This is a genomic window from Pantoea sp. y20 (assembly GCF_054903455.1).
In genome coordinates, this window is record NZ_CM142816.1 from 1351616 (window position 1) to 1363972 (window position 12357).

The window sequence follows — 12357 nt, forward strand, 5'->3', positions numbered from 1 at the left end:
ATGTTCAAGTTTCGTCATCTGTTTACCCCGTTTTTACTGCTGCTTGTGCTGTTAGCTCCCACGCTGAGCGTGGCCGCAGATACGCCGCCCAACGATCAGGCAGAGGACGCCGCACCCAAGGTGAATGCCTCGGTCGAGCTGCCTAAGATGCAGAAAATTCTCGACAAAATTAAAGGCCAGGTCTCGGGCGATACCAATGAAAGCCAGCTCAACCAGCTTAATGAGATGGCGCTGGAGCTTTCCGGTAATGCCGAAACCCTCGGCCAGGCGTTGATCCCGCAGGGCCAGCAATTGGATGCACAATTGGCGGTTCTTGGCCCGGCACCGAAAGCCGATAGCGGCGTGAAAGAGACGCCTGAAGTGACGCGCAAACGTGCGGCGCTGGAGAGCCAGAAAGCCAAGCTGGACGATCAGATCAAACAAGCCGATGGCATCAAAAACGGTGCGCTGGTGCTGTCATCGCAGATCGTCAACCTGCGTCGTGACCAGCTGAAAAGCCAGCTGGCGCTGAACTCTGGCAGTATCCTTGGCCCGCGCTTCTGGGCGCCGCTGGTTAGCAGTCAGGATCTTGATGGCGAGAAGATCAGCGAGTTCATTACTGAATTGCAGGACACCGCCGCGCTGTCGTGGGAATCTGGCTGGCGTTTCGGCACCGTGGCCTGGCTGTTTGCCGCAATGCTGGTGATGACGCTGGGCCGTCGCTACAGCGAAGAGTTCTTTGCCTGGGTCAGCATTCATAAGATGCCGGAAGGGCGCTTACGTCGCAGCTTCCTCGCCGCCACCACCGCGCTCACCACGCTGGCCGCGGTGGTGATCACCTTTAACTTCATCGCGCTGGCCTTTACGCGCCGTGATGAAGTCTCGGGTGATGTGCAGGATTTTGTTGATCGCCTGGTGCAGCTCAGCGTCTATTGCGGCTTGATTGCCGGCTTAGGCCGCGCGTTCCTCTCCACACGTCGCCCAAGCTGGCGTTTGCCGGCCATCTCCAACGAAGTCGCGCAAGCTCTGAAGCCGTTCCCGCCGTTCACTGCGGCGCTGGTGTTTATTTTCCAGACGGTGGAAGCCTTCAACTACAGTGTCGGCACCAGCCTGAATACCACCATTTTTGCTAACGGCTTGACCGCGCTGCTGATTGGCAGCACTGGACTGGCGATCGGCATGCGCATCAACCGCGTACGCCGTCGCATGGTGCAGGAAGGTCAGCAGCCTGAAGCGCGTTCAACGCTGGTGGGATTGGTGCAGCTGGCGCTGATGCTGACGGCGCTCGGCATCCTGATTTCACTGATCATCGGTTACGTCACGCTGGCGCGCTTCCTTAGCTATGAAGTGATTTGGTGCGGCATTTTGTTTGGTTCGTTCTACTTCCTCAGCCATCTGGTGAATGACGGCTGCGAAAGCCTGTTCTCCACCAGCAATGCCACCGGCAAGCGCCTGCAAACCACGCTGAATATTGATGAGCGTTACCTGCAACAGGCGGCGACGCTGCTCAGCGCGCTGGGTAAAACCGTGCTGATTGCCATTCTGGCGCTGGCACTGCTGAACGGCACCTTTGCCTCATCAACGCCAATTGAGCTGATCCAGAAGGTGATTGAGTTCTGGGGCGGCAAAGGGCTGGAGTCACTGAACATTGTGCCGGCGCACATGGTCAACGCGATTCTCTGTCTGGTGGTGGGCATTTACGTGCTGCGTTCGGTGCGTCGCTGGCTGGATAAAGATTTCCTGCCCAAAACCACCATGGACGTCGGCATGCGCGTGTCGCTGGTGACGCTGTTCAGCAATATCGGTTACGTGCTGATTATCCTGCTGACGCTCTCGATTATGGGCCTGCAGTGGAACAAACTGGCGTGGATTGTGAGCGCCTTGTCGGTCGGTATCGGTTTCGGCTTACAGGAGATCGTGAAGAACTTTATTTCCGGCCTGATTCTGTTGACCGAGCGTCCGGTGAAAGTGGGCGATCTGGTGAGCATCAGCGGCATTGAAGGGGATATCCGTCGTATTAACGTGCGCGCCACCGAAATTCAGCTCGGCGACAAATCGACGGTGATTGTGCCGAACTCGCAGTTTATTTCGCAGAACGTGCGTAACGCCACCATGGGTAACGCGCAGGGCGTGGTCACCATCTTGCTGACGTTCCCGCTGGATATCGATCCGGTGCGGGTGCGTGAAATTCTGCTGGAAGTGTATCAGGAGAACGAACGTATTCTGGAGACGCCGGAGCCGTCCGTGTCGTTCAAAGATTTGACGCCGGCGGGTATCGTGTTGAGCGTCACCGGCAACGTTGCCGGTCAACGCCAGATTTCCGGTGCCAAGAGCGATCTGCTGTTCGATATTCTGACGCGTCTGCGTAAAGAGGGCATTATGCTTTCGACGCCGCAGACCATGATCATCGAGCGCCGCGCCGTGGCCGCAGCACAAGATCAGCAAAGCGATCCGTTGCCATAAATGCGTAGGGTGGCCATTTATGGCCTAATGCTCGTCAGTTAAGCCGACGACGAGTGCGCAGGCCGGGGCCATTTTTGGTCCGGCGGTCCTCGCGCCGCTTGCGCGGTACCTTCACTTCGCTCGTTTGCCTGACGGACCGGCGGAGACGGGACGTCCCTGTCCCGGCTCCGCCTTTCGCCCGCGTCCTGCGGGCTCTCCTGGCTTCCTCGCTTCGTTCAGCGCTGCGGATTGCCGGCCCAAAAGCGTCCCCGGCCTGCTCCGAAGCTTCAGTGAGTGCTGCTAAAAAGGGCACCTTTACCGCCACCGCCCGGTCTCAAACTTTCACCGCCCAACCCTTCTGCTTACTGGTTTTCCCAATTCCTGGATTAAAACTGTTGGTGGGATCGAGCTGCTGATAAAACGCCTGCAGCTGCGGTTTCGCCTGATACAGATGGCCCACGTTATGCTCGGCCGGATACTCGGCGCCGCGCGCGGCTAAAATCGCCAGCATCTTCTCTTTTAACGCATGCGCATCCACGCCTTTTTTCACGATGTAATCCTGATGGAAGACGTGGCAGAAGAAGTGGCCGTAGTAGAGACGGTGGATCAGATCGTTATCGAACTCGGGCGGCAGGCGTTCAAACCACGCTTCATCATTACGACGCAGCGCGATATCCAGCGCCAGAATGTCTTCCACTTCATCGGCATGCACCGCGTGATAGCGCACCGCAGCTCCGGCGGCGGCAAAGCGATGCAGGAACGCGTGCGCGCCCTCTTTGGCGTCACAGGCGAAGAACGCGCCGCCGCCTTCGCGGAAATATTCGGTCAGATAGGCCTGCGCTTCGGCGACGCCGTCGCCGGACATCTTCAGCATCAGGTGATGCTCATATTTGTCGCGATACTGCTTCAGGCGTTTAGGCAGATGCGCCGGTAGCCAGCTGCTGATGCGCTGTAATAAACGATCGGTGAGATGTGGTTTAACCCAGTTCAGCTTGCCCAGCCAGGCATCCACGCGGCCTTTCAGGGTGAAAAACAGCGGCATTTTGTCGGTGCCGAGTTTATCAATCATTACGAAAGTATCTTTGCCGTACACCTCGGCGATGTCGAAAATGTCACGGTGCATATATTCGCCCGCCACCGGCAGATGGGTAAATTCCGCCAGTATATGGCGGCGAATATCGCCCAATTCCGCCGGATTATTGGTGCCGATGTAGAACACCTGCTGCTGCGGTTCGGTGGGGAAAGTATCCAGACGCACGGCAAACACCGCCAGCTTACCGGCGCAGCCGGAGGCTTCAAACAGGCGACGCTCATCGGCGTTAAAGCGCGCTGGCGTCTCTGCATGGATATCGCGCACGCGTTCGGCGTATTCATGATCCGAGGCGTGGCGTTCATCCCAGCGCACATCGCTCTGCTGCCAGCGATCGTCATCCAGCCGACCCAACATCTCTTCCGGCGAATGGCCGAGATCGATGCCGAGATGGTTCACCAGCTTGAGTTTGCCGCTGGCATCAATCTGCGCAAACAGCGCCATTTCGCTGTAGGCCGGACCGCGTTTGATCAGCGATCCGCCCGAGTTATTACAAATCCCGCCCATCACCGAGGCGCCAATGCAGGAGGAACCGATCACCGAATGCGGCTCGCGGCCAAGCGGCTTCAGCGCTTTTTCCAGCTGATACAGCGTGCTGCCGGGGAAGGCGAGGATCTGTTTGCCGTTGTCGATCAGCTGCAACTTATCCAGACGCAAGGTGCTGATGACCACCACTGGACGATCGTAATCGTTGCCGTTTGGCGTGGAACCTTCGGTCAGGCCGGTGTTGGCGGCCTGCATCAAAATGATCGCATCGGCGCTCACCAGCGCCTGCAACGCACGCCACAGCTCAAGCAGCGATCCGGGGAAAATCACCGCCAGCGCTTCGCCTTCGCCCGAGCGAAAACCTTTACGGTAGCGCGCGGTCTGTTCCGCGTCGGTTAACAGGTTCGACGATCCGACCAGACGACGCAGTTCGGTGAGCAGAGTAGGGTGCGAAGTGTTGTTATTCATTGGCCTATCCTTGTCTTTAACATGGCGCTTTTACTGTAGCATGCGCCAGCGACAGGAGCGCGGTGTGACATGGCGGCTACCTGCTATCCTCATCTTGTGGCAAACTGCCCCGGTTATTTCGATATTGCGCAGTCACTTAAGAGAACCCGACCTGATGAAATGGATTTACTCTGTTAGCCTCGCTGTCTCCTTAGCCATGCAACCCGCTTTCGCGGACGATCTGTTTGGCCCACATCCGATGACTGAACAGGCGCGCGACGCCTTTGTGAATCAGCTGCTCAGCAAAATGACCCTTGATGAAAAAATCGGGCAGATGCGTTTGATCAGCGTAGGACCGGATACGCCAAAATCGGCGATTCGCGACATGATTCAGCACGGTCAGGTCGGGGCAATTTTTAACACCGTGACGCGTCAGGATATTCGCGCCATGCAGGATCAGGTGATGCAGCTCAGTCGCCTGAAAATTCCGCTGTTCTTCGCCTATGACGTGGTGCACGGTCAGCGCACCATTTTCCCGATTCCACTTGGCCTGGCGGCAAGCTGGGATCTGGATGCCATCGCCGAGATGGGACGCGTCTCTGCTTATGAAGCCGCGGATGACGGCCTCAACATGACGTGGGCGCCGATGGTTGATGTGTCCCGCGAACCTCGTTGGGGACGCGGCTCGGAAGGCTTTGGTGAAGACACCTTCCTCAGCGCGCAAATGGGCAGCAGCATGGTGAAAGCCATGCAGGGCAAAAGCGCGGCGGATCGCTACTCGATCATGACCAGCGTGAAGCACTTCGCGGCCTACGGCGCAGTGGAAGGTGGACGAGATTACAACACCGTCGACATGAGCCCGCAGCGCCTGTTCCAGGATTATCTGCCGCCGTATAAAGCTTCATTGGATGCGGGCAGCGGTGGCGTAATGGTGGCGCTTAACTCATTGAATGGCACGCCGGCTACGGCAGACAGTTGGCTGCTGAAAGACATCCTGCGCGGCGACTGGAAGTTCAAAGGCATCACCATTAGCGATCACGGTGCGATTAAAGAACTGATTAAACACGGCGTGGCCAGAGATCCACAGGATGCGGTGCGCATTGCGATGAAATCAGGCATCGACATGAGCATGAGCGACGAGTACTACAGCAAATATCTGCCGGGCCTGGTGAAGAGCGGCGCGGTGAGCATGGCGGAAGTGGACGATGCCGCGCGCCATGTGCTGAACGTCAAATATGACATGGGCTTGTTTAACGATCCTTACAGCCATTTAGGGCCGAAAGAGAGTGATCCGCAGGACACCAATGCGGAAAGCCGTTTACATCGCGCCGAAGCGCGTGACGTGGCGCGTAAAAGCATTGTGCTGCTGAAAAACTGGCGCGAAACGCTGCCGCTGAAGAAAGACGCCACCATTGCGTTGGTGGGTCCGCTAGCGGATAGCCAGCGCGACATCATGGGCAGCTGGTCGGCCGCCGGCGTGGCGAAACAGTCGATTCCGCTGCTGCAAGGCGTGCGCAATGCGATGGCGGGCAAAGGTACGGTGCTGTACGCCAAAGGCGCTAACATCACCGACAACAAAGGCATTCAGGACTTCCTCAATCTGTATGAGCAGGCGGTCAGCGTGGACAAGCGTTCACCGCAGGAGCTGATTGACGAAGCGGTAGCGCAGGCGAAAAAAGCTGATGTGGTGGTGGCTGCCGTGGGTGAAGCGCAGGGCATGGCGCATGAAGCCTCCAGCCGCAGCGATTTGGTGATCCCGGAAAGTCAGCAGAAGCTGCTGGCCGCACTGAAGGCCACCGGCAAACCGCTGGTGATCGTGCTGATGAACGGCCGTCCGCTGACGGTGGTGAAGGAAGATCAGCAAGCCGATGCGATGCTGGAAACCTGGTTTAGCGGTACTGAAGGCGGCAACGCGATCGCCGATGTGCTGTTCGGCGATTACAACCCGTCGGGCAAGCTGCCGGTCTCCTTCCCGCGTTCGGTGGGCCAGATTCCGATTTATTACAACCACTTGCCAACCGGTCGTCCCTACAACTTCGCCAGGCCGAACAAGTACACCTCGCACTACTACGATGCGGTGAACGGTCCGCTTTATCCGTTTGGTTACGGCCTGAGCTACACCAGCTTCACGGTGTCGCCAGTGAAGATGTCGTCACGCACTATGCTGCGTAACGGCTCGGTGGAAGCGTCAGTGACCGTGACCAATAGCGGTAAACGCGATGGTGCAACCGTGGTGCAGCTCTATCTCAACGATCCGGTCGCCAGCATTAGCCGTCCGGTGCAGGAGCTGCGCGGCTTCCAGCGCATCATGCTGAAAGCCGGTGAATCGCAGACCGTGAAGTTTAAGATCGACGTTGATGCGCTGAAATTCTGGAACCAGAAGATGCAGCAGGTTGCCGAGCCAGGCAAAATCAACGTGATGATTGGACTGGATTCGGTGCGCACGCAGGATGCGCAGTTTGATTATCTGTAATCGCTGATGCCCCTCACCCTAACCCTCTCCCGCACGCGGGAGAGGGAACCGATGGGTGCGGTATTCAATCCCGGCTCGATCCTCTCCCTCTCCCGCGTGCGGGAGAGGGCCGGGGTGAGGGCAACAACCGCACAAGCACAAACCCATGAACATCCGCGAACGCATCCAACAGCAAGTCTTCCGCCTCAACGGCCTGTCACTCAACGAATTCGACATCTCGCAACCGCCTGGCGATCCCGGTTTATTTGGCCCGGACCACGTTATCTGGCGCGTCCATGGCGACTTCCCCTCCATGCTGTGCGGCGGCATCAGCGCCTTAATGCTGCAGATGCTGCATCCGGCGGCGCTGGCGGGCGTGTGGGATCACTCCAATTTCCGGCAGGACATGATGGGCCGCCTGCGGCGCACCAGCCAGTTTATCGCCGTCACCACCTTCGGTAATACCGCCGATGCCAACATCCTTATCGACCGCGTCAAACGGATTCACCTGCGCGTCACCGGTGTCGATAACGCGGGCAAGCCGTATGCCGCCAGCGATCCGCATCTGCTCACCTGGGTACACGTCGCGGAAACCAGCCGTTTTCTGGCGGCGCATCTGCGCTACAAAAATCCGCAGCTCAGCCTGGCCGATCAGGATCGTTACTATCAAGAAGCGGCATTAGTTGCCGAGGCGCTTGGCGCACAGCGGGTGCCGAAAAGCGTGCAGGCGGTTGAGGCGTATCTACAGATGATGCGGCCCGAGTTGCTCTGTGATGCGCGCACGCTGGAGGTGATGCAATTGCTGATTAACGCGCCTGCACCTAGCTGGCAGGCGAAACCGGCAATGCGCGTGATGCTGAAAGCGGGAATGGGATTGTTGCCTGACTGGGCACAACAGCAGATTCAGCAGCCAGTTGGGCCGCTAACGCAGTGGCGTGTGGATCGGGAAATGGCGGTGATTGCGGGGCTGCTGCGCTGGTCGATTCAGCGCGGCGCTTATACCCGCGCCATGCAGCGCATGGGCCGCTAAGCGTTACAAATGCAGCTCATCCTCTTTCTGCGTGTAGGTGCGCGGTGTGCGCGCTTCACGTTTTAGTGCCTGCTGACGTTGCTGATAATGGTGCAGCATCATGCCAAGTCCGAGGCCCATCAGCGCCAGCGGCAGCAGGCTGTAATAGATATCAAGCGGTAATAACACCAGCAACGCCACGCCGCCCAGCAATAGCGTCAGCGACGTCATCACCCATGTATAACGGATAAACAGCCACACCAACATCGCGAAAATAACCACGTCACGCAGGTTCAGATCGAGGTTTTGCAGCACCATGATGGCAGCTCCAAAGAGGTGAATGCGCAAACCATATCACGCGAAATTGTAAAAGAATCGCAAATTAATCTGAAGCTTGTCAGCGTGTTAAGCGGCAATTGATAAGCCGCACTCATCTTTCCCTTCTGGCACTTTGAGAGTTTTACCCTTGTGTCACATGGCACGAGTGCCGATCCTGCTCTATTCTCGGGGAAAATGGATTCCTCCAGGTAATATCGAGGCGTTATGACCCACCAACCTCTGATTGCTGAGGTGCCGAATCAGCAACACACACTAACCGCGATCGTCGAGCAGGATGCGCGTACGGCCTATTTTTATATCTGGCCGAATGACCTGTTTCGCAGCCAATACGCGGTGCGCGGCTGCTGGCTGCGTAACCTGCTGCCTGCGCCCGCGCAGGAAGATCGTGAAGCGATGGAGCAGGGCATCGCGCCACTGCTGAGTGCCGAGTATTGCCGCACGCTGGAAGCCGAGCCGATGCTCGATCCCGCCGGCTTACAGGTGCTGTGGGAGCCCAGCGACGACGGCGCCGCGCTGTGGTATTACGGCCAGCTGCTGGCGGTGATCCCTGGCTGGAGCCTGTATCAGGATAAGCAGGTGAGTTTTTCTGCTGCCTGCATCAAAGAGAATCGCCTGACCGCACCGCTGGGATCGGCCTCCACCAACGATTACTACGCGCGCGCTGAACAGCAGCGTCACTTCTGGCGTGACTGGCACGACGGACACTTGTGGGATGTGGTGCAGCGCGAGCTGATGCAGTGTTATCAGGCGCAATTTGGCGAATCGGTAAAATATTACTCCATCGATCAAGGCAACTGGCCGCCAATGGCGATTTCGCAGCATTTGCACAATGGCGTTTGGTATTTCCTGACGCTGGGCATGGGGATCCGTCCGATGCCGCAGGTGGATCACCTGTTTGACGAGCTGGCGCCGCAGTATCGCCGCGTCGAGCTGGCGATGGCGGTAGACGGTGAAGTGATGACCGAAGCCAATGCAGTGCAGATGGCGAGCGCGCTGGCTGAGTTTGCCCATCTGCCGTGGGCGCGCCTGACCTGGATTGGCGAAGGGCATACGCTGGCGTCGGAAGTGGCGCCGGTTGGCTTTGAAAGCTTCCTGCTGGCCAACGATCTCGCTCCCGAAGCGGCGCAATTCCGCCTGCCGAAACGCGATGGCGACCGCGTGAATCTGCTCTGGTCCACGCCAATTACCGAAGCCGAACGCCAGTTTGCGCAGGCTGACGATCGCGGTGGGCAGCAGCTGCTGCAACGTTTGCTGGCGGACGGCAATAATCATGTGTTCCGGCCGCGCCAGGAAGTGGTTGAAACTCCCGCTCCGTAAATCAGGTCGGCATCGATGCCGACCCTACGATTTTAAATTATCACCCAAATCAACTATTTCACTGCTTTGTGATCGTGCTCACCTCAAGTTCCCCATTAACACGCCGTTAACCTCGATCAGGCAACTCGCCAACCAGGGTAAGGGCACACATAATGTTCAAAACAACACAATCCCGTTTCACCGCGACGCTGGTCGCCTTTTTTGCCGGTCTGATGCTGGTTACCGTGCTGGTAATTAATCAGTTTATCGCGCCGCAACTCTCCGAAAATGAAAGTCGTCTGGTACGTTACGAAGTGGACGGCCTGGCCGGACGCATCGTCGAGCAGATGAACCGCGTCCAGGCGCAGCAGCGCGCCATTACCGAAGCCGCAGGCGTGATGGACAGCGCAGCCATCGATACCTTGCTGCCCGCCTTAGTTAACCAATATCAGGACAGCAACGTGTTCGGCGGTGGCATCTGGCCGTTACCGAACCGTCGCGATCCGGCCAAAGAGAAAGACAGTTCGTTCTTTGCGCGCAACGCCAGTAACCAGCTGCAGGTCAACACCTACTGGAACTCGGACGCCGCAGACAAATACTGGGAGCAATCCTGGTACAAAGATGGTTTGAGCGCGCCGAAGGGCCAGTGCGCATGGGCAAAAGCCTATCAGGATGCTGCCAGCCCGCAGCCACGTACCAACTGCGCGATGGCGATCTATCGCGATGGCACCGTATGGGGCGTAGCGACCATCGACGTGACGCTCGGCTTCTTCAACCAACTGGCAAAACAGATGGGTGAGGCGATTCAGGGCCGCGTACTGATCGTTGAAGCCGACGGCAAAGTGGTCGGTAACGCCGCGCTGGTGGATGGTGCGCCGAAGCTGGAAAACCTCGCCGATACCCAGCTGCCGATGGCGTCCGCGTTAAAAGGTCTGTTAGCGCAGGCGGGCAGCCAGCCCGCGCAAACCACCTTTGCAGGTGAAGATGGCGAACACACGCTGTTCGTGCAGGCGATTGCCGGCAGCCCGTGGTATCTCGCCAGCGATGTGCCGTCGAGCTTGCTGGATGCACAAACTCACAGCATGTTGACGCGTCTGGGTCTGGTGCAGATTCCGCTGGCGGTGATCCTGCTGCTGGTGCTGCTGGGCTTTGTGCGCGCCATGATGAAACGCCTCGCGGTGCTGAACAGCAACATTGAAGCCTTATCGACCGGCGGTGCCGATTTGACGCAGCGTCTGCCCGCCAGTAATAGCCCGGAATTCAACGCCGTGGCGCAGAGCTTCAACCAATTCATCGCCTATCTGCAAGGCCTGATGCGTCAGGTGGGCGACAGCGCGCTGGCGATTACAGCGGCTTCGCGTGAAATCGCCAGCGGCAACGCCGATCTCTCGGCGCGTACCGAATCGCAGGCCAGTTCGATTGTTGAAACGGCAGCATCGATGGAAGAGCTGACCGGCACGGTACGTCAGAACGCCGATAACGCCACGCATGCGAATCAGCTGGCGGATGGCGCGTCGCAGGTTGCGGCACGCGGTACCGAAGTGGTGCGTCAGGTGGTCACCACCATGGGCGCGATTAATCACTCTTCGCGCAAAGTGGTTGATATCATCAGCGTCATCGACAGCATCGCCTTCCAGACCAACATCCTGGCGCTGAACGCCGCAGTAGAGGCGGCGCGCGCCGGTGAACAGGGGCGCGGTTTTGCCGTGGTGGCATCAGAAGTGCGCAACCTGGCACAGCGCTCGGCTAACTCGGCGCGTGAAATTAAGAAGCTGATTGAGGAGTCGGTAGCGAATATCGATACCGGCAGCCAACTGGTAGAGCAGGCCGGGCAAACCATGGATGAGCTGATGCAGGGCGTCAGCAGCGTGACCACGCTGATGAGCGAAATCATGTCAGCGAGCCGCGAGCAGAGCATGGGCATCGATCAGGTTAACGTGGCGATTACCCAGCTGGACGGCAGCACTCAGCAGAACGCCGCGCTCGTCGAGCAGGTTTCAGCCGCCGCGCAGTCGATGCAGCAGCAAAGCGTGCAGCTGGAGCAGGTGGTGCAAAGCTTTAAGCTGTAAGTTTTGTGGAGAAGGTCGCCATGCATGGCGGCCTTCTCACACACCGCACACATCTTCTCTATTAACGCCATTCCCCGCTTTTTTATGCTGAATTCTCCGCAGGCTGCTACGCTTTAATGTGCCCACGTTAACGCACGGAATGTGCGCTATTTCCTCCATCAACCCTTTGGAGGTTGTGTACAATAGCTGCGAATTTTCCGAAGGAGTTGTCATGCCCGCCATTGAAGTTATTCTCGTTGACCACCTTGATCGCCCTATCGGCAAAATGGAAAAGCTGGAAGTGCATGAAAAAGGATTGCTGCATCGCGCGGTGACGGTTTACGTGTTCAATTCGCGCCATGAAGTGCTGCTGCAACGCCGTGCCAGCACTAAATATCACTGTGGTGGATTGTGGAGTAACACCTGCTGCAGTCATCCCTATCCGCAGGAATCCACGCGCGATGCCGCCGAGCGCCGTTTGCGTGAAGAGATGGGCATGAATGTTGCGTTAACGCCGGTGTTTGAGCTGAGCTACAACCTGCCGCTGAGTAACGGCTTGACCGAGCATGAATATGGCCACGTGTTCTTCGCCATCAGCGATGAGCAGCCGGTCCTCAACCCGGAAGAGGCGGATGCATGGTGCTATCGCTCGATTGCGCAGATTCAGCAGGAGATGCAGGAGAATCCGGCGCAGTTCACGCCGTGGTTTTTGCATACCTTCCCGCGCATTCCCAATACGCTGGGCGAGTTTCGCCTGACGGCTTAAAGA

General features: G+C 57.9%; 8 protein-coding genes. 6 read left to right on the forward strand and 2 right to left on the reverse strand.

Features of this window, described 5'->3' with window-relative positions:
- Entirely contained in the window at positions 1-2442 is a 2442-nt protein-coding gene (locus tag ACYAC5_RS06275; RefSeq protein WP_101763157.1) for a DUF3772 domain-containing protein, read from the forward strand.
- A 313-nt stretch (positions 2443-2755) separates the two neighbouring features.
- On the opposite strand, the gene dld is transcribed toward ACYAC5_RS06275, so the two are convergent.
- Positions 2756-4465: a D-lactate dehydrogenase gene (gene dld / locus ACYAC5_RS06280; RefSeq protein ID WP_192414231.1), complete on the reverse strand. Its 1710-nt coding sequence runs from the start codon at positions 4463-4465 to the stop codon at positions 2756-2758.
- A gap of 154 nt (positions 4466-4619) precedes the next feature.
- On the opposite strand from dld, the gene bglX reads away from it, so the two are divergent.
- On the forward strand, positions 4620-6917 hold the full coding sequence (bglX, locus tag ACYAC5_RS06285) for a beta-glucosidase BglX (protein WP_462062599.1): 2298 nt from the start codon (positions 4620-4622) through the stop codon (positions 6915-6917).
- A 145-nt stretch (positions 6918-7062) separates the two neighbouring features.
- Positions 7063-7926 carry an oxygenase MpaB family protein gene (locus ACYAC5_RS06290; protein ID WP_192414235.1) on the forward strand — a complete coding sequence of 288 codons (864 nt, stop codon included), beginning with the start codon at positions 7063-7065 and terminating at the stop codon, positions 7924-7926.
- Between the two features lie 3 nt (positions 7927-7929).
- Here ACYAC5_RS06290 and ACYAC5_RS06295 read toward each other — a convergent pair whose 3' ends face one another.
- Positions 7930-8223 (reverse strand): hypothetical protein, encoded by a 294-nt coding sequence (locus ACYAC5_RS06295; RefSeq protein ID WP_192414237.1) that lies wholly within the window; start codon positions 8221-8223, stop codon positions 7930-7932.
- 225 nt (positions 8224-8448) lie between these two features.
- Here ACYAC5_RS06295 and ACYAC5_RS06300 point away from each other — a divergent pair, with 225 nt between their 5' ends.
- From ACYAC5_RS06300 to idi, 3 genes are all read left to right on the forward strand, one after another.
- Positions 8449-9561, forward strand: a complete 1113-nt coding sequence (locus ACYAC5_RS06300; RefSeq protein WP_008102641.1) for a suppressor of fused domain protein — start codon at positions 8449-8451, stop codon at positions 9559-9561.
- A gap of 152 nt (positions 9562-9713) precedes the next feature.
- Positions 9714-11609, forward strand: coding sequence for a methyl-accepting chemotaxis protein (locus ACYAC5_RS06305; RefSeq protein WP_192236589.1), 1896 nt, complete (start codon positions 9714-9716; stop codon positions 11607-11609).
- Positions 11610-11820: 211 nt separating this feature from the next.
- A complete protein-coding gene (gene idi / locus ACYAC5_RS06310; protein WP_101763150.1) occupies positions 11821-12354 on the forward strand; it encodes an isopentenyl-diphosphate Delta-isomerase in 534 nt (177 codons plus the stop codon).
- Positions 12355-12357 lie beyond the last annotated feature (3 nt).